16 protein-coding genes and 2 pseudogenes are annotated in these 18,504 nt (G+C 41.9%); 17 read left to right on the top strand and 1 reads right to left on the bottom strand.

The features are described from left to right. The first annotated feature begins 450 nt into the window (after window positions 1–450). The 13 genes from gabT (at window position 451) to ACYQY7_RS11685 (ending at window position 15,438) form a co-directional block, all read left to right on the top strand. Window positions 451–1,752: a 4-aminobutyrate--2-oxoglutarate transaminase gene (gene gabT / locus ACYQY7_RS11745; protein ID WP_461202258.1), complete on the top strand. Its 1,302-nt coding sequence runs from the start codon at window positions 451–453 to the stop codon at window positions 1,750–1,752. Beyond that, complete coding sequence (locus ACYQY7_RS11740; RefSeq protein ID WP_461202256.1) at window positions 1,752–3,194, top strand: aldehyde dehydrogenase family protein; 1,443 nt, start codon at window positions 1,752–1,754, stop codon at window positions 3,192–3,194. The genes gabT and ACYQY7_RS11740 overlap by 1 nt, the downstream gene beginning before the upstream one ends. A 13-nt stretch (window positions 3,195–3,207) precedes the next feature. Beyond that, the gene (locus tag ACYQY7_RS11735; RefSeq protein ID WP_461202255.1) at window positions 3,208–4,587 is read left to right on the top strand and encodes an APC family permease; all 1,380 of its coding nucleotides are present in this window, start codon (window positions 3,208–3,210) and stop codon (window positions 4,585–4,587) included. A gap of 89 nt (window positions 4,588–4,676) precedes the next feature. Next, window positions 4,677–6,311, top strand: coding sequence for a thiamine pyrophosphate-binding protein (locus ACYQY7_RS11730; protein ID WP_461202253.1), 1,635 nt, complete (start codon window positions 4,677–4,679; stop codon window positions 6,309–6,311). Then, window positions 6,299–7,774 (top strand): aldehyde dehydrogenase family protein, encoded by a 1,476-nt coding sequence (locus tag ACYQY7_RS11725; protein ID WP_461202251.1) that lies wholly within the window; start codon window positions 6,299–6,301, stop codon window positions 7,772–7,774. Before ACYQY7_RS11730 ends, ACYQY7_RS11725 begins: the two co-directional genes overlap by 13 nt. Window positions 7,775–7,786: 12 nt before the next feature. Further along, window positions 7,787–8,935: a saccharopine dehydrogenase family protein gene (locus ACYQY7_RS11720; protein ID WP_461202249.1), complete on the top strand. Its 1,149-nt coding sequence runs from the start codon at window positions 7,787–7,789 to the stop codon at window positions 8,933–8,935. Window positions 8,936–9,033: 98 nt separating this feature from the next. After that, window positions 9,034–9,846 (top strand): electron transfer flavoprotein subunit beta/FixA family protein, encoded by an 813-nt coding sequence (locus tag ACYQY7_RS11715; RefSeq protein WP_461202247.1) that lies wholly within the window; start codon window positions 9,034–9,036, stop codon window positions 9,844–9,846. Window positions 9,847–9,857: 11 nt separating this feature from the next. Beyond that, window positions 9,858–10,907, top strand: a complete 1,050-nt coding sequence (locus ACYQY7_RS11710) for an electron transfer flavoprotein subunit alpha/FixB family protein (RefSeq protein WP_461202245.1) — start codon at window positions 9,858–9,860, stop codon at window positions 10,905–10,907. Next, window positions 10,900–12,195 (top strand): FAD-dependent oxidoreductase, encoded by a 1,296-nt coding sequence (locus ACYQY7_RS11705; RefSeq protein WP_461202243.1) that lies wholly within the window; start codon window positions 10,900–10,902, stop codon window positions 12,193–12,195. Before ACYQY7_RS11710 ends, ACYQY7_RS11705 begins: the two co-directional genes overlap by 8 nt. After that, window positions 12,177–12,479, top strand: coding sequence for a ferredoxin family protein (locus tag ACYQY7_RS11700; protein WP_183248182.1), 303 nt, complete (start codon window positions 12,177–12,179; stop codon window positions 12,477–12,479). Before ACYQY7_RS11705 ends, ACYQY7_RS11700 begins: the two co-directional genes overlap by 19 nt. A 5-nt stretch (window positions 12,480–12,484) precedes the next feature. Continuing rightward, window positions 12,485–12,688, top strand: coding sequence for a hypothetical protein (locus ACYQY7_RS11695; protein ID WP_461202241.1), 204 nt, complete (start codon window positions 12,485–12,487; stop codon window positions 12,686–12,688). A 615-nt stretch (window positions 12,689–13,303) separates the two neighbouring features. Next, a complete protein-coding gene (locus ACYQY7_RS11690; protein ID WP_461202239.1) occupies window positions 13,304–14,041 on the top strand; it encodes a geobacillin-26 family protein in 738 nt (245 codons plus the stop codon). A 596-nt stretch (window positions 14,042–14,637) separates the two neighbouring features. Further along, the gene (locus ACYQY7_RS11685; RefSeq protein WP_461202237.1) at window positions 14,638–15,438 is read left to right on the top strand and encodes an RNA-guided endonuclease InsQ/TnpB family protein; all 801 of its coding nucleotides are present in this window, start codon (window positions 14,638–14,640) and stop codon (window positions 15,436–15,438) included. Window positions 15,439–15,471: 33 nt separating this feature from the next. On the opposite strand, the pseudogene ACYQY7_RS11680 reads toward ACYQY7_RS11685, so the two are convergent. After that, a pseudogene (locus tag ACYQY7_RS11680) lies at window positions 15,472–15,747 on the bottom strand (transposase); the annotation flags it as partial. A gap of 212 nt (window positions 15,748–15,959) precedes the next feature. Between ACYQY7_RS11680 and ACYQY7_RS11675 the strand changes: the two are divergent. The 4 genes and pseudogenes from ACYQY7_RS11675 to ACYQY7_RS11660 all read left to right on the top strand — a co-directional run bounded on the left by ACYQY7_RS11675 (window position 15,960) and on the right by ACYQY7_RS11660 (window position 18,378). Further along, a pseudogene (locus ACYQY7_RS11675) lies at window positions 15,960–16,839 on the top strand (IS982 family transposase). 146 nt (window positions 16,840–16,985) lie between these two features. Then, window positions 16,986–17,333, top strand: a complete 348-nt coding sequence (locus ACYQY7_RS11670) for a hypothetical protein (RefSeq protein WP_461202235.1) — start codon at window positions 16,986–16,988, stop codon at window positions 17,331–17,333. Window positions 17,334–17,615: 282 nt separating this feature from the next. Next, window positions 17,616–17,981, top strand: a complete 366-nt coding sequence (locus tag ACYQY7_RS11665; RefSeq protein WP_461202233.1) for a hypothetical protein — start codon at window positions 17,616–17,618, stop codon at window positions 17,979–17,981. Beyond that, complete coding sequence (locus ACYQY7_RS11660; protein ID WP_461202232.1) at window positions 17,968–18,378, top strand: hypothetical protein; 411 nt, start codon at window positions 17,968–17,970, stop codon at window positions 18,376–18,378. Before ACYQY7_RS11665 ends, ACYQY7_RS11660 begins: the two co-directional genes overlap by 14 nt. Window positions 18,379–18,504 lie beyond the last annotated feature (126 nt).

Below are 18,504 nucleotides of genomic sequence, written 5' to 3'. Positions count from 1 at the left end.
TTTTCCTTCAAAAGGTAGCCCGTGATGACTTTTCATAGATTTTTTGACGCTACCTTTTCATAATAAAAAAGCCAGTCCCCTCCTAAAAGCATATAGGAAAGGAACTGGCATGAACGATTCGAGCGTGCCTTTCGAAAAGAAAAGTCGGTCGAATCGGAACAGTTCTTTAAGAAATAGTGGCGTTGCTACCCGGATCCAAACGGTTCGTTGTTTGGTGGGGTTAGCTACTTTCAGTATAAAGCAACATGTTTGTTTTGTAAATATTTTTTATTTTAAAAATAGTTTGACAAAAAGAAAAAGATTGTCTTAAAATAAAAGCAAATAAGCAAAAAACTGTGGAGCTTATTTTACTCGTCTCACCGACGAGAAACACATGAGCACCAGCCAGTTTAGTCATTGTGTCACCACAATGATTAAACTGGCTTTTTATTTGTCGAAGGAGGAGAGATGATGTCGAATTGGATGAAACGAAGAAAAGAGGCAGTTGCGCGAGCCCCGTATAATGTGACAGAAATTTTCATTAAAGAAGCGAAGGGGGCGATCATTCGCGACATAGACGATCGCGAATACATTGACTTCGCTGGAGGAATTGGCGTACAAAACGTCGGACATTGTCACCCGAAAGTCGTCGCTGCCATTCAGCAACAAGCAGCAACGTTTATTCATCCTTGTTTTCACGTGACACCTTATGAATCGTATGTGTTATTAGCAGAAAAATTAAATCAGTTAACACCGGGTGATTTCCCGAAAAAAACGATCTTTTTAAATAGTGGAGCAGAAGCTGTTGAAAATGCGGTGAAAATTGCAAGGAAATATACGGGTCGTCCTGCGATTGTGTCGTTTACAGGGGGATACCATGGTCGAACGCTACTGACGATGTCGCTGACAAGTAAAGTAATGCCATATAAAAAAGGATTCGGACCGTTCGCTCCAGAAGTGTATAAATTTCCATATCCATACTATTACCGTGCAAACGGACAAACAGCAGATGAAGTGGATGAACGACTCATCAAAGCATTGCAACAATTTTTCATCGCTGAAGTGGCGCCTGATCACGTGGCAGCAATCATTATCGAGCCTGTTCAAGGAGAAGGAGGATTTGTCGTTCCATCGGCAACATTTATGCAAGCCATTCGGCGTATTTGTGATGAACACGGCATTGTCATGATTGCTGATGAAATCCAAACGGGTTTTGCGCGAACAGGTCGCATGTTTGCGATGGAGCACTTTGGAGTAGCGCCTGATTTAATGACGTTGTCAAAGTCGATGGGAGCGGGTGTGCCGATTAGTGCAGTCGTTGGTCGAAGCGAAATAATGGAGGCACCAGAAGTTGGCCAGCTTGGCGGTACATTTTCTGGAAGTCCGCTTGCGTGTGCCGCTGCATTAGCCGTTTTAGACGTGATCGAAGAAGAACAGCTCATTGAGCGTGCACGTCATTTAGGTGAAAAAATGATGACGCTTTTAACAGAAATGAAGCAACAGTTTGACATCATTGGGGACGTACGTGGGCTTGGAGCGATGTGTGCGATTGAACTTGTGACAGATCGTAATCAAAAAACACCTGCGAAAGAACAAACGGCATATATTGTTTCTCAAGCGTGGAAGCGTGGTGCGATCTTTTTAAGTGCTGGATTGTATAGTAACGTCGTTCGCTTTTTACCACCGCTTGTCATGACGGATGAACAGCTTGACCGTGGATTTGCAATTTTACGCCAGCTATTAGCAGATGTACAACAAAAGGTGGTGAAATGATGCGGGAAGTGAAAAATTATATCGATGGACAATGGATTGAAGGAAAAAATGAAATAATTGAACGCTACAATCCAGCGGATAAAAAAGAGCTTATTGCTGTTGTCGCCGGTTCATCTGTTCATGATGTGGATGAGGCGGTGTTGGCTGCAGTGAAAGCAAAGAAAACATGGGCACAAACAGCTGCCCCGGAGCGCGGGGCGTACTTACAAAAAGTCGCTTATTTATTTGAGCAACATGCGGATGAATTGGCACAATTGGCTACGAAAGAAATGGGGAAACGTTTTGTTGAAACGAAAGGAGAAGTGTATCGCAGCGCAGCCATTTTACGTTATTACGCCGGGGAAGGATTGCGAAAAATGGGTGAAGTGTTACCGTCGTTTGATGCTAAAAACTTATTTTTTACAAAACGTGTGCCTGTCGGTGTTGTCGCAGTCATTGCTCCGTGGAATTTTCCGCTCGCCATTCCGATATGGAAAATTGCTCCGGCTCTCGTTTATGGCAATACAGTCGTATTTAAGCCTGCATTAGAAGCAAGTGTGACTGGCGCTCGCATTGTTGAATTGTTTGCAGAAGCGGGGCTACCTCCAGGTGTTTTAAACTTCGTTGTTGGTCGCGGTAGCACCATTGGCGATGCGATTGTTGAGCATGATGGGGTCGATGCAATTACCTTTACCGGTTCAAATGCGATTGGTAGTGAAATTGCGAAAAAAGCGGCAGCTCGTGGGGCGAAATATCAACTTGAGCTCGGCGGGAAAAATCCAGCCATCGTTTTAAGTGATGCCGATGTCGATTTTGCTGCTCGACTTGTCGTGGAAGGGGCGATGAAACAAACTGGACAACGTTGTACAGCAACGAGTCGGGTATTTGTTGAAAAAGAAGTCATGGACGTATTTCGAGAACGTGTGATTGAACATGTGAAACGCATTCGTGTCGGCAATGGGATGAATGATCAAGTGACGATGGGACCGGTTGTTTCGAAAGGACAATTTGAAACCGTTCAGCGCTATATCCATATCGGAAGACGAGAGGGGCGGTTGCTTGTTGGAGGAGGTGCTAGCGATGATGTAGGGTGGTATATTGAACCAACTATATTTGACTCTGTTTCTCATCGCGCTACCGTTGCGAGAGAAGAAATATTTGGGCCTGTGCTATCGATTGTAGAAGCGGCATCTATTGATGAAGCGATTGACATGGCAAATGATAGCATTTACGGTTTAAGCGCTTCATTATTTACAAATAACTTATCGAAAGCGCTTTACTTTATCGAACATATTGAGTCGGGCATGGTGCAAGTGAACGGTGAAACAGGGGGAGCGGAACCGCAAGCACCGTTTGGCGGAATGAAACAATCAAGCTCAGGCACGCGTGAACAAGGGCAGGCGGCCATTGAGTTTTTCACAGCGTATCAAACGATTTCTATCCGACCACATCCAAATATGTGAAGGGGGACATTTGATGGATCAACAGTTTCATAAAGTATTAACGAAATTAGATGTGTTGTTATTGGCGTTTGGTGCGATGATCGGTTGGGGATGGGTTGTACTCTCAGGTACGTGGATCACGAGTGCAGGTGCACTCGGAGCCATCATCGCCTTTTTAATTGGGGGAATTCTCGTTATTTTTGTCGGTTTAACGTATGCCGAGTTATCATCAGCCATGCCGAAAGTAGGAGGGGAACATTATTTCGTTTTACGTGCTCTCGGTCCTAAAGCTTCATTTATCGCTGCCTGGGCTATTGCCCTTGGTTATTTATCGGTTGTAGCATTTGAAGCTGTTGCGCTTCCAACTGTAATCGAGTATTTATTTCCGACGTTTCAATTTGGTTACCTTTGGACGATTGCGGGATGGGAGGTAAACGCTTCATGGGTGATGGTTGGTATGCTCGGTTCCGTCATTATTACGTGGATCAACTATCGTGGCGTAAAAAGTGCCGCCTTTTTACAAGTTGTATTAACGTTTGTCATTTTTCTTGTCGGCATGGCACTTTTAGGTGGTTCGCTTGTAAACGGGGAAACAGTAAATTTGCAGCCGTTATTTAAAGATGGTTCTGCTGGTTTACTTGCTGTGTTAGTCATGACACCGTTTATGTTCGTCGGCTTTGATGTTATTCCTCAAACAGCAGAGGAAATGAAAATCCCACAACGGTCTATTGGAAAACTTCTTATTTTATCCGTCGCTTTAGCAGTTTTATTTTATGTTGCTGTTGTTTTTGCTGTATCGTACATTTTACCAGACAATGTGTTAACAAACTCATCGCTCCCAACAGCGGATGCAATGGCAGCTGCATTAGGTAGTTCGTTTTTTTCAAAAGTACTTATTATTGGTGGATTAGCTGGTATTTTGACAAGTTGGAACGCATTTATTATCGGTGGTAGTCGCGTGCTTTATGCAATAGCAAAAGAAGGATTTCTTCCACAATGGTTTGCTCGTATTCATCCAATATACAAAACACCATCAAACGCTGTTTTATTCATCGGAACGCTCGCCACGTTTGCTCCTCTACTCGGCAGACCAATGCTCGTTTGGCTTGTAGATGCGGGAGGTTTTTCGATCATCATCGCTTATTTCCTTGTTGCTTGGTCATTTATCGCATTGCGTAAAAAAGAACCAAATATGCCACGGCCATTCCAAGTGGGGAAATCGCCAGCTGTTGGCTGGGTTGCACTCGTGTTGTCGATCGGATTTATTATTTTATACATGCCAGGCATGCCATCGCAGCTCGTCTGGCCATATGAGTGGCTCATATTTATTGGGTGGTGGGTCATTGGTGCATTTTTTATCGGACGAATAAAGAAAAAAGCGATGGAACGAACAGAACATGTACATCGAATGTAGAGGGGCGAATATGCGCCTCTTTTTGTTTGCAAGGTCATAAAACAAATTCATTTGTGTATACATGATACAAAAGGAAAGGAGGGCTTGCGGTGAATGCAGCTGAGGCGATCGTTCAATGTTTGAAAAGCGAGGACATTTCTCACGTTTTTTGCGTACCTGGGGAAAGTTATTTGCCGATTCTTGATGCCCTTTTTTCTGAAAAAATGATCCGGCTCATTTCTGCTCGTCATGAAGGCGGAGCTGCCTTTATGGCAGAAGGGTATGCGAAGGCAAGCGGAAAAGTTGGTGTTGTTATGGCAACGAGAGCGGTAGGAGCGACGAATGCTGCCATCGGTATTCATACAGCGAAGCAAGATTCAACGCCGATGGTTGTATTATTAGGACAAGTTGCACGATCGTTTCGGGGACGTGAAGGATTTCAAGAGGTAGATGTTGAAGCGTTTTTTCGCCCGCTAGCAAAATGGACGGTAGAAATTGACGACGCAAAAAGAATCCCAGAATTGCTAACACGGGCGTTTCGAATCGCACAAACAGGAAGACCCGGTCCAGTTGTCGTTTCGCTTCCTGAAGATATTCTTCATGAACAAATCCATGATGCAAAATTTTCTAAAACGTTTGTTCCAAAACCAGCACCAAACGAAGAAGAAGTCGAGCGTATCGAGCGATTGCTACAGTCAGCGAAGCGTCCAGTTGTCATTGCTGGTGGAGGGGTGATACGTTCAAAAGCTACCGATGTTCTTCGTTTGTTCGTTGAAAAATGGTCGCTTCCAGTTATGGCGTCTTTTCGTCGACATGATGTGTTTCCAAATGATCATTCTCTTTATGTAGGGCATCTCGGTTTAGGAACGCATCGAGCGATTATTGAAACGGTTGAACAAGCCGATGTTGTTTTAGCGATCGGTACACGGTTGTCAGAAGTGACGACACAAGATTATAAACTATTATCAACACAACACCTCATTCATATTGATATCGATTACGATGTCATCGGTGTTACATACCCTCCGCACATTGGCATCGTTGCTGACGCGAAAGAAGCGTTAAGACGGTTGCTAACCATTCAACTTCAACCGACGTGGACATCTTGGACAAAAAAACGACGAGAAGCGTATGAACAAGTATCATCGCTTCCACCCATTAAACGTAACATGAATGAGAGTGTCATTGACAACATGCAACACCTTCTCCCCTTAGACTCGATCATTACAAACGATGCTGGGAATTTCGCGAGTTGGCTTCATTCATTTTTTCAATTTCAGCAACATACATACATTGGACCGACGTCAGGAGCGATGGGTTATGGGCTACCCGCAGCCATTGGTGCAAAATTGGCTAATCCGCATCGCTTGGTCGTTTCATTGAGTGGGGACGGTGGATTTATGATGACGATGCAAGAAATAGAAACAGCCGTGCGATACAATATTCCCATCATTAGTATTGTATTTAACAATCAAATGTATGGAACGATTCGTATGTACCAAGAGCTCCGTTATCCAAATCGCGTCATCGGAACAGATTTAAGCAATATATCGTTCGCCAACGTAGCGAATAGCCTCGGAGCTGACGGTGTACGTATAGAAACCGAAGAACAATTTTCGCATGCGCTCACTAATGCGCTTCAAAGCAATAAGCCGACCGTCATCGAAGTGATAACAGATCCGCACGTACTATCTCCATTTTTAACAGTTGAACAGGCGAGAGGAGGAAAACAATGGAAGTATTAAACTATATCGATGGACGATGGATACCGTCTATAAGTGAGCAGTTTGTTCCAATTATTAATCCAGCTAACGGTGAAAGTATTGGGGAAGTGACGGTATCGAATGAGAAAGATGTGGAACAGGCGGTGTTGGCGGCAAAACGGGCACAAAAAACATGGGCACTCGTTCCCGCACCGAAGCGTGCTGAAGTGCTTTATAAAGTCGGCATGTTGCTACAGGAACGGAAAGAACAAATTGCTCGCTTATTAACGATGGAAATGGGAAAGGTCATTGAAGAAGCCCGTGGTGAAGTGCAGGAAGGAATTGATATGGCGTTTTACATGGCAGGAGAAGGTAGACGATTATTTGGCGATACGACCCCATCAGAGCTTCCGAATAAGTTTGCGATGAGCGTTCGCGCCCCAATTGGTGTCGTCGGCTTAGTTACTCCGTGGAATTTTCCAATTGCGATCGCAACGTGGAAGTCGTTTCCTGCCATCGTTGCTGGAAATGCAGTTGTTTGGAAACCAGCGCTAGAAACGCCGATTATGGCGCAGCAACTGGCGCAAATATTCGAGGAAGCAGGTTTACCAAACGGTGTATTTAACGTTGTACATGGACGCGGTTCCGTTGTCGGTGAAGCGCTCGTTCAGCATCGCGATGTAAAAGTCATCTCGTTTACAGGGTCAAATGAAGTCGGACGGCAAATTGCCGAAACGTGCGGACGTCAGTTGAAAAAAGTATCGCTTGAAATGGGTGGGAAAAACGCCATTATCGTCATGGACGATGCTGATATCTCACTTGCCGTGGAGGCAATCATATGGAGCGCTTTTGGTACGTCTGGGCAACGCTGTACTGCATGCAGCCGAATTATCGTTCATGAACATGTGAAACAACAATTGGAAGAACGTTTACTTGCGGCGATGAACACATTAACGGTTGGAAACGGGTTAGAGGAAGGAGTAAAAGTTGGACCAGTCATTAATCAAGAGGCATTGCAAAAAATTCATCATTACGTTCAAATCGGGAAAAACGAAGGAGCAACGTTGCTTGCAGGTGGATATATCATTCAAGGTGATCCGTATAAAGGCGGATTTTATTATGCTCCAACATTGTTTACAAACGTCACACCAACAATGACTATTGCACGTGAAGAAATTTTCGGTCCAGTCGCATCGATCATAGCTGTTCGCAGTTTAGAAGAAGCGATTGAAGTCAATAACAGCGTTGATTATGGACTTTCGAGTGCCATTTTTACACGCGATATTCACCGAGCTTTTACAGCGATGCGCGATTTCGATACAGGAATTGTGTACGTTAACGCGGGGACGACAGGGGCAGAAATCCACTTGCCGTTTGGTGGAACGAAAGGAACGGGGAATGGGCATCGTGATTCAGGTGTAGCTGCACTTGATGTGTTTACGGAGTGGAAAAGCATTTACGTTGACTATAGTGGTAAATTACAACGTGCACAAATTGATGTGTGAGGAGGTAGAAAGATGAATGTCATTGTTCTTGGGGCAGGTTTAATGGGGAAAGAAGCTGTACGCGATTTAATTGAACAGCAAGCAGTATCATCGGTAACACTTGCTGATGTCGATGAAGAAAAAGCAAAAGCGGTTCAACATTCGTTGTCATCAACAAAAGTAAAAGTAAAGCGAGTGAATGCAGCAAATGACAAAGAACTGCAAGCTGCTATGCAAGGACATGATGTAGCCATTAATGCTCTTTTTTATACGTTCAATGAAAACGTAGCGAAAGCGGCTATTGAAACGGGTGTACACGCCGTAGACTTAGGTGGACATATCGGACATGTGACCGACCGAGTTCTTGCTTTACATGAGCAAGCAAAACGAGCAGGGGTCACGTTAATTCCCGATTTAGGCGTTGCACCAGGGATGATTAACATTTTAACAGGATATGGAGCAAGTAAACTTGATCGCGTTCATACCATTAAGTTATATGTTGGTGGCATTCCGCTTCGACCAGAGCCACCGCTTGGATACAATCACGTCTTTTCTCTTGAAGGTTTGCTTGATCATTACACCGATCCTTCGCTTATTATTCGCGATGGGCAAAAACAACAAGTGCCGTCTTTATCAGAAATTGAAACGATTTATTTTGAACGTTTCGGACCGCTTGAAGCGTTTCATACATCAGGAGGAACATCAACGTTGCCGCGTTCCTACCCGCATGTAAAATGTTTAGAATATAAAACGATTCGCTATCCAGGTCATGCGGAAAAATTTCAACTCCTTGTTGATTTACAACTAACACGTCGCGATTATGAAGTGGAGGTAGACGGGGTAGTCGTACGTCCACGCGATGTATTATTAAAAGTGCTCACACCACTTTTGGAGTTAAAAGAAAAAGACGATGTCGTTTTATTGCGTGTCGTTGTAGCAGGGGAAAAAGATAGGGAAGAAAGGACGTATGAGTACGAAATGGTGACAGAAAAAGATCGCCAAAAACATGTGACGGCCATGGCACGTTCCACTGCGTATACCATTTCTGTCGTTGCCCAAATGATTGGCGATGGAACGATTCAAAAGCGCGGAGCGTACCCACCAGAACAAATTGTTCCGGGCGATCGCTATATTGAAGAAATGGTTCGACGTGGCGTCGTTATTCGTTCGACTATGCGTTGAAATTATGAACAAAATGTTAAATTTTCTGATTGTTATGACGAGGAATTTGTTAATTATGCTAGAATATTTATACATCAAATGAATTTGGAGGTGAATATATGCTACATATTGTAGCTTGTATTAAGCAAGTTCCGGATACGAAAATCATTAAAATGAATCCGAAAACGAACACGATGGACCGTGCAAGCGCACCTGCTATTTTAAATCCGTATGATGCACATGCGGTAGAAGAAGCTGTTCGTTTAAAAAAGAAATACGGTGGAATCGTATCAGTTTTAACGATGGGGCCTCCACCAGCAGTAAAAGCGATCAAAAAATGTATTGAGCTTGGCGCAGATGAAGGGTATATGATTTCTGACCGTGCGTTCGCTGGGGCAGATACGCTTGCAACAAGCTATGCGCTCACAAAAGCGCTTGAAAAAATCGCAAAACAGTGTCCGATTGATCTCATTATTTGTGGAAAAATGACGATTGACGGGGATACCGGACAAGTCGGACCTGGCATTGCACGTCGTTTAAACATTCCTCCTCTCACTGGCGTAAATAAAGTTGTTGAAGTAAATAAAGAAAAAGGGTATGCGATCGTTCATCGCAAATTAGAAGATGGTTATGAAGTGGTGAAATCGCAATTACCTTGCTTGTTCACCGTAGAAAAAGACATCAACGACATCTCCTTTGCACCTTTGCCAAACATGATTAAAGCCGCACGATACCAACCGACGATTTGGACAGCAGACGACTTAGAAAACGTTGACCGCAAACAACTAGGACTAAAAGGATCTCCAACGATTGTTTCAAAAGTATGGGCACCACCAAAACCAGAAGGTGGGAAAATATTAACGGGAACAAAAGAACAACAAGTGAACGAACTTTTGTCTATTGTACTTGAGAAAAAAGAGCTTTTTTCATAGGGGGGATAGCGATGAATTTCGATGATTATCGGGGGATATGGATATACATTGAAGTGAAAGATGGGCAAGTGGCTCCTGTATCATTAGAATTATTAGGAGCAGGACGTACACTTGCAGATAAACGGAAAACAGAACTCGCTGGTGTTTTAATTGGTAGTGGTGTGAAGGTACTCGCACCAACGCTTTTTCAATACGGTGCGGATGTTGTATACGTATATGACGATCCGATTTTTGAGCATTACCGAACAGAACCATATATGCGCGCATTACTAGATTGCTGTCATAAACATAAACCTGAAGTTATTTTATATGGGGCAACACCATCTGGAAAAGATTTAGCAAGCGCCATCGCCACCGATTTACCGACAGGCTTAACGGCGGACACAACGATACTCGATATTGAAGAAGACACCGGTTTACTATTGGCGAGCCGTCCTGCGTTTGGCGGAAACATTATGGCGACGATTTTATGTAAAAAATATCGTCCACAAATGGCAACCGTTCGTCCAAAAGTAATGAAAGCGCTACCACCAGATCCGTCGAGAACAGGAAAAATAGTGGAAGAACACATTGAATTGCGCGAAGAAGAGATGCGGACGAAAGTGTTAGAGATTGTAAGAGAGGCAACGAAAAAAGCGAGAATTGATGAAGCGGATATTATTGTTGCTGGCGGAAAAGGCATGGGCAGCAAGGAAGGATTCCAACTCATTCACCAACTAGCCGAAGTGCTTGGCGGTGCAGTTGGAGCGAGCCGTGATGTCGTCGAGGCAGGGTGGATTGACCATCATCACCAAGTCGGGCAAACCGGCGTAACAGTGACGCCGAAAATTTATTTTGCAATCGGCATTTCGGGCGCTATCCAACATGTCGTCGGTATGCAAAATTCCGACCTCATTATCGCCATCAATAAAGACCCGAACGCACCGATTTTCCAATCATGCCATTACGGCATTGTTGGCGATGCGTTTGAAATCGTCCCACTTTTAATTGAGAGATTTAAAGAAGAAATTCCGAAGCTAAAAGCAACTGCCGATGTGAAGGAGGAGATCCGCCATGCCTGAAAAATTTGACTGTATCGTCGTTGGCGCAGGTCCGGCCGGGACGGCTTGTGCCTATGAACTAGCAAAAGCAGGAGTAAACGTGCTGCTTCTAGAACGCGGCGAATATCCAGGCGCGAAAAACGTCATGGGCGGCGTATTGTACCGCAAAATGATGGAAGATATTATTCCAGAGTTTTATAAAGAAGCGCCGTTAGAACGCCCGATTGTTGAGCAACGGTTTATGATGATGGATAAAGAATCGGCTGTCACGTTTAGCTATAAAGGGTTAGAATGGGGGCGTGAACCGTACAACAACTTTACCGTATTGCGGGCGAAGTTTGACCAATGGTTTGCGGAAAAAGCAGTCGAACAAGGAGCGCTTCTCGTTTGTGAGACAGTAGCGGTCGAATGTATTGTCGAAAACGGACGCGTCGTCGGTGTTCGGACGGATCGGCCAGATGGCGACATTTATGCCGATGTCGTCGTATTAGCGGACGGCGTCAACTCGTTGCTTGCAAAACAACTAGGCTTTCATCGCGAATGGCGACCAGATGAAGTTGCTTTGGCGACGATGGAAATTTTAAAGCTAGATAAAAACGTTATTGAAGATCGGTTTAATCTTGAAGCGAATCAAGGCTGTACGATTGAAATTTTTGGTGATGCAACAAAAGGGATTTTAGGAACGGGATTTTTATATACGAATAAAGACACGCTTAGTATCGGTGTTGGTACACTTTTATCCGGATTAATTAAGCATAAAATCAAGCCATATGAACTGCTTGAATATGTGAAAAATCACCCAATGATCCGCCCATACATTCAAGGAAGCGAGCCGGTCGAATATTTAGCGCATTTAATTCCAGAAGGCGGCTATCATTCGATTCCGAAGGTGGCAGGCAATGGGGTGCTCGTTGTTGGCGATGCCGCTCAGCTTGTCAATGCGATTCATCGCGAAGGTTCGAACATGGCGATGACCTCGGGGCGGTTAGCTGCAGAAACAATCATCATGGCAAAAGAACGAAACGACTTTTCCGAAAGCATGCTTGACCAATACCGAATGAAACTAATGGAAAGCTTTATCGGGCAAGATTTGAAAAAATATAAAGATGCCACGCATCATTTTGAGTCGTTTCCACAATATTTTGAGCAATATATCCCAATGCTCAACCATGCAGCAAGCCAAATGTTTACAGTCGACGGTTCATCAAAATGGGAAAAACAGCAAAAAATTTGGCGTGATCTCGGCTCGACGAAACAGAAGTTTAAGCTGGCACGCGATATGATGAAAGCATGGAAGGTGATGAAATGATGAAAACGCAAACGATTGAAGAAAAGCAATATTTAGTCCGTTTTAACGCGGATACGAAATCGCATCTTCACGTGCTTGATGACAACATTTGTTTAACGAAATGCCCCGATAAAATTTGTACAATTTTTTGCCCAGCAGCCGTTTATAAATGGGAAGAAGTTCGGATGCACGTTGGCTATGAAGGCTGTCATGAGTGCGGCAGCTGTCGCATCGGCTGTCCGCATGAAAACATTCGCTGGGAATACCCGCGCGGCGGCTACGGCATCGTCTTCCGTCTGGGGTGATCGCCATGTTTCATATCGGAGACTGCGTCGTATTTACGAGTGATGGTGCGCGTGGTATCGTACTTGAAGTTGACGATCACTCGTGCCACGTTTTATGGGAAGACTATTTTGTCAGCTGGGAGAAAAAGGAATGTTTATTGGTGGACAAAGAACTAACAAAAAAACAAGCAATTCGCGTTTCTTCTAATATCGGCCACCCTTTATTGTAGGGTGGTTTTTTGTTTCTTTATATGCAATTTATTCTAAAAAAGGGTTGACATATAATTTTTTTTTATGATTATTTTACAAACTATATAAGTTGTCATTTTGCGCTATATCCTGTCGATCACTTGCTGTATAGAGATAACAGTGGAAACGAAAAATCGGAAATTTTTATTGCAATTTCATCTGCAAAAAAAGGGGGGGAATAATGCGAAAAGCTATATTGTTTACGATAATAAGCGCGTGTTTTTATTTTTGTTTATATTTCGTAACATTGTGGGGCATTAATCACTATGAATCTCTAAAAACGTTCAATATCATTTCAATTTTTCCTATTATCCTTACTACGGTACTTGCTTTTTTATTGGGAATTATTATAAAGATAAATTTTACAAACGACATATCTGATAGAAATTTGTTAGCTGTCATGCTAGTTGTTGGTCTTATCGTGTATTTAGCAGTTATATCTATTGAGTATATGAGATGAAGATTTTTGTAAAAGCGCTCATGGGAAGATTTCGTCTCCATCTAAGCATGAAAGTAGTTTCACGTGGATTCATTATTTTTAGATGCATGTGGTTCCATAACAAAATCATTTTTCATACAAAAGGAGATGAATAATCATGAAAAGATTGCTTCTGATGTTTTTTGTTGTACTTATTTTCTTTGGAACTAACGCATCGTTATTTGCTAATGCAGAGGCTACTGATTCTAGCCTAGAGATGCAAAAAATTGAGAACTTAGACGCTAATAAGGACATCAACATCGAAATTATAAAGGATAATAAACAACAACGTGTAGTACAAGTTGTTGATAGGAAAGCAGGGAAGATTTATAAATCTATTTTTAATAAAAAAGACCATTCTTTTCAAACTGTTGAGATAGATTTGAAGAGTAAAGTAGAAAGCGACGTTTTAAATTCAAAAACTCTCGAGCTTCAAAGTAGCACTATGCAATTACAATCTGCACAGATGGCCTCATCGTCTTTCTCATTAATTGACAGTGGCTCTAACTTAAGCGGTAAATTTAAATACTATGCTTATACACAAAAAATATGGGTTGTACAGAGTGAAGGGGAATCGAAGAATCCAATAGAAACTTCGAATAATAGCTCAGACCTTCAAAGTTTTAGGAATTCCGTAAATAATCTTAGAGGTTCTGAAATAAGATTCCAAGCAGCATGGGTTACAGGTGTTTCGTCAACTATGGTTGCGGTAATTACATCACCGACTGGATGGGGACCTATCGTAGCCACTTTGACAGCGGCAGGTGCTACAGTAGCAGCAATTGCAGAAGCCTATAATTCATATATGCTTGCAAAAGATTGTCGTTTTTATTTCGGTAGAATTACTTTACGATAACTTGTCGTTGTGCCTGTCACCTGTCGAAGGGAACACAATAATATGAATGTACAGAAAGAACATATAAGTTTATAATTGGGATTAGAAATCAGTAAAGATAAGAAGAGAAGAATAAGGTGAATTTTATGTTCTTTCAACTTTTATACTCACTTACTATTACGTTCTTGTTGTATGTGCTTATTGAACGAAAAGAAAAACCACGAGAAAAGATATTGTTTTACACGTGTATTTTCATTTTCCTTTTTCTCTTATCCCGATTGTGAAGATGGTATAAAAAATTTTGAAGAAGGCGTTTCTATCAACTGTGCTATTTTTTGCGTCGCTTTCACTATTAAGCTTATGTTCTTTTGCATTGGCTTTTTCCCATTTGCGTTGTTTCTCATTTTTCTTGTTCGTGCGGTGGCAGAAGGTGTTCTTTTGTTCTTCGATAAGAAATTTTATTAGTGACGATATAAGAGACATCTTTTCTCTTGAGAAGGTTAGTAACCGTTAAAATATTTTTGTAAAAATCCACAAAACTCTATATACAATTTATAAAAAATTACAAGGCAAAAGAGCAAATAAAGCCAAGAAAATGATGAAGGAGCTGACCGGAAGTGATTAAAACATATCAGGTTATGCTGCTTCCAAATAACAAACAACAAACAAAATTATTTGAGTGTGCGGGTGTAGCAAGGTGGGCGTATAATTTTGCCTTAGCACAACAACAAGAAAATCATAAACAAGGCGGTAAATTTTTAAATGATGGTGAATTAAGAAAAAGATTAACGCAGCTCAAACAAACGAAAGAGTACAGTTGGCTCAATCAATATTCCAACAACATCACAAAACAAGCAATAAAAGATGCGTGTCAAGCGTACAAAAACTTTTTTGCAGGACGGGCGAAGTTTCCGAAATTTAAAACGAAGAAACGAACACGCCCAAGTTTTTATCAAGATACATCGAAAATTAAAATCACCGACACGCATGTGAAACTAGAAAAACTGACGCCTTCCAAAAAGAAAAATAGACAGAAGCTCAATTGGATTCGTTTGGCGGAGCGAGGACGTATTCCGCACGGAAAACATGTAACATACGTCAATCCACGAATCGTGTTTGACGGACTACATTGGTTTTTAACGGTCGGTGTAGAGGAAGCGGAAGTAAAACACGGCACGTACAGCGAAGGCATCGGCATTGATTTAGGGGTAAAGTCGTTAGCTACCGTCAGCAATGGCATGACGTTTCCAAACATCAACCAAACACCGAAAGTGAAAAGGCTTGAAAAACAAATGAAGCGCATGCAAAGACAACTATCACGAAAGTATGAAAAGAATAAAACAAAAACAGAAGGAGGTGAATTCCGTTACAGAAAAACGGAAAACATCACTGTAGTTGAGCAATTTTACTTACAATAATCGCCATTAAAAAAGAGACAAGCGGGGTACCCCTTATGCCACATGAAGATGTTTTTTCACGGCATCAATGGGAATATTTTGTTTTGCTGCGCTGTAAATGAACTCCACGAGGCTATGTCCTTTTCTCTTGCGCAGGAGATCGAGCCCATCCGAAACATCACTGTTCGACTCGAACATACTGTACACATACGCAAGTTGCACCAAGATCCAATACCGTTTTACCGCCCGACGCCCGCGAACGCGGTATCCATCGAGTTTCAGCTGGTCTTTCGACTGACGGAAAAAACATTCGATCGACCAACGCTCGCCATGGGGGGGGCAACGAGATATTTTCGACAAATTTCGCAATCTTTCTGTCGTTTTATAGCATATGATTTGTCTGATGTTTTGATAAAGTTTTATCCCGTATATTTGTATTAACCCGTGGTGCTAGATAAAATCGAGTAAGCATAAAAATAGCCCTTGCTTGTGGATCTCCTGTAGAATGAAAGTGCGATCCAACATTCGAAAGGAGAATCCCCATGCAAGAGCACTTTCATTTTACTACAGATCAAGCAAAGATTCAAAAACAATATGCAGCCCTTTTCTTTTTTGTTTCTGCCCAGCTGTCACAAATTCAATTCTATCTTCAACGTCGCAATCGTCATTTGGCGAAACAAGAAGACGCGGTGATCATTGCCATTCATCTTTTGGGAAAGCTGCTTGGCTTCTCCTCCGAACGCGCATGGCATCGTTTTGTGGAGGGAAATTTATTTACCGATGGGCAGTTTATCGAACGATCCCGATACAATCGCCGTTGCCAAGCGCTACGCTTTGCGATCAAATGGATTCGTCATGAACTAGCGAAACGTGGTCAACACCATGCCTATGCGGTAGTAGATAGCATGCCAATCGAGTTGTGCCATGCCGCAAGAATGTACCGTGTCAAACGATTCCAAGGGATCGCGGACATCGGACTTTGTGCGTCGAAAAAGCAGTGGTACTATGGGTTTAAGTTTCATCTTCAAGTGACCGACCAAGGACTACCTATGGGATACGTGGTAACGGAGGCGTCCTGTCACGATCGAACCGCAGCGGAAACGGTCATGACTCAAATTCCTCACCCCTATAACTTAGGTGACAAAGGATTCATCAGTAGCGAATTGCAAAAAAAGTTGTATGAAGCGTACCAAATCGCTTTTTGGACTCCATCTCGCAAAAACCAGAAACACCGCCCACCTAAGTCATGGGAGACATGGCTCAAACAAAAACGGAAAGTAATCGAAACGGTGTTCTCTGTCCTTATTGACCAGTATCGTATGACAGACATTCGTGCGAATACGATTTCAGGGTTTGAAGTGGCGCTAGATGGCATCTTGTTGGTTGTATTCGCTTGTAACACTCGGGCTAGTTGAGCGCTAGCGTTCAACTAGCACCACGGGTTTTTTAAAATACTCTTGCCCATAAAAAGGAAATAGAGAGAAGTTTAGTTTTGCGTTGTGTTATCTTTTTCGATAAATGTAATCTTAAATAAAAAATTATTTTTCATACAAAGGAATGTAATTCGAATGATCAGAAAGGTTGTTTTCGTCTTGGTTAGTTTACTCTTGACTGGTTGCACAGGAACAAAGTCTTTTGAAGGGACGCTTTATCGTATTGGAGAAAATTATTTTATCGTGGACTGTTCCTATGAAGTAAAGAAAAGGAAAAATAACGTAGAGGATATCAGCTATCCTTGTACAGCCCGAATCACAGCTCAAACAAAATTTAGTGATGAAGATGGCAACAAATTAAGTGTTGACGACTTTACGGAAGAAGTAACTGTGAAAGTCATTCTTGCTACTCCTCAGACTATAAGTCAAAGTAAAGAAAGTAGAGACATTGAGGCTAGGGAGATTATATTGCTTAATCGATAAAATCTGATCCTTCAAACGAAAAAACTTCCCATTCGGTCGCAGAAATTGATAGGCTGGTTATCTAGTCTGGCACTTTTAAGGCTGTTGTTTGTAAATGTATTGGTAACATATAGAATCTGGTCTTGGATTAAAGAGGAAATACTCTAAAGCTTTATTATTTTCACCGTCCTATATCGGGTGGTTTTTTATTTCTTTATGTACAATTTATTCTAAAAAAGGGGTTGACATATAATTTTTTTTTATGATTATTTCGTAAAATATTTTTTCGTTAGGAGGGATACCGTGAATAAAATACAAAAAGTTGCACATTGGGTTGTCAGTTCTATTGCTGATGATTTGAGAAGTAATACGATTTCTAATGTTGTTGGGATGGCTACAGGTGGGATAGGTAATGGAGTGAGAGCATACAAAGCTGCAACTACAGGATTCACTATGTTAGAAAGAAAAGTGGCTTCAGAAACGACAAAAGGTGCCGCAAAGGGTACAGTAGCAGGATATTTCGCCGGAAGTTATGTAATAGGCAGTATGAACAAAGTTGCTGCAGTAGAAAAATGGTTTGACAGTACAAAAGTAGGCAAAGCAATTGATGACGGTATAACAAAAGTGGAAAATAAACTTCATAAATTAATTGGCGGTGGTCGTTATTAAGTTATTTAGTGTAAATAGTTGCACTGAACTTGACGGCGAGCGTAATCCTTTAGAGATAAAAAAAGTTTTTACTCCACTTGACAAATACTGTATCATTCATTGTGTTATTTCACATGTTGAAAAAACTGATAGATTTGTTGAAATGATATGGTATCATCCACATGGAGAAGCAGTTTTTAGGATTAAAATAGAACTTGACCAGAAAAAAACGATACAAAAAGTGTTTTCAATTGTAGATTTTTCTTTTTTTCTTCATTTGGATAAACCGGATGGTATTTGGAAAATTCGTATCATGCCCTTCAATCTAGAGTACGATTTAGAAATAAAAACATTTGGTTTTCGAGTTAATGGTGTTTTATCTATATACATGCACTTTAAAACGATGACTTCTGTATGAACACCTTTTTTCGTGGCTATACTGCTCCTAAATATTTCTATACAAAAGGAGCGGAATTGGCATGAAACGTCTGAAAATCACAAATGATCACGGTTGGACACCTCGAACACTTCGGAAACAAGAACG

This window comes from Anoxybacillus sp. TBDG-1 (assembly GCF_054815885.1).
Note: the sequence above shows the minus strand (reverse complement) of the source record. Positions and strands in the feature narration are given on the sequence as shown.

Coding starts and splice junctions, on each gene's coding strand:
- ACYQY7_RS11670 (WP_461202235.1), top strand. CDS start 16,986: ATGATCAGAAAGGTTGTTTTCGTCTTGGTTAGTTTACTCTTGACTGGT.
- gabT (WP_461202258.1), top strand. CDS start 451: ATGTCGAATTGGATGAAACGAAGAAAAGAGGCAGTTGCGCGAGCCCCG.
- ACYQY7_RS11715 (WP_461202247.1), top strand. CDS start 9,034: ATGCTACATATTGTAGCTTGTATTAAGCAAGTTCCGGATACGAAAATC.
- ACYQY7_RS11705 (WP_461202243.1), top strand. CDS start 10,900: ATGCCTGAAAAATTTGACTGTATCGTCGTTGGCGCAGGTCCGGCCGGG.
- ACYQY7_RS11720 (WP_461202249.1), top strand. CDS start 7,787: ATGAATGTCATTGTTCTTGGGGCAGGTTTAATGGGGAAAGAAGCTGTA.
- ACYQY7_RS11695 (WP_461202241.1), top strand. CDS start 12,485: ATGTTTCATATCGGAGACTGCGTCGTATTTACGAGTGATGGTGCGCGT.
- ACYQY7_RS11725 (WP_461202251.1), top strand. CDS start 6,299: ATGGAAGTATTAAACTATATCGATGGACGATGGATACCGTCTATAAGT.
- ACYQY7_RS11710 (WP_461202245.1), top strand. CDS start 9,858: ATGAATTTCGATGATTATCGGGGGATATGGATATACATTGAAGTGAAA.
- ACYQY7_RS11700 (WP_183248182.1), top strand. CDS start 12,177: ATGGAAGGTGATGAAATGATGAAAACGCAAACGATTGAAGAAAAGCAA.
- ACYQY7_RS11735 (WP_461202255.1), top strand. CDS start 3,208: ATGGATCAACAGTTTCATAAAGTATTAACGAAATTAGATGTGTTGTTA.
- ACYQY7_RS11690 (WP_461202239.1), top strand. CDS start 13,304: ATGAAAAGATTGCTTCTGATGTTTTTTGTTGTACTTATTTTCTTTGGA.
- ACYQY7_RS11740 (WP_461202256.1), top strand. CDS start 1,752: ATGCGGGAAGTGAAAAATTATATCGATGGACAATGGATTGAAGGAAAA.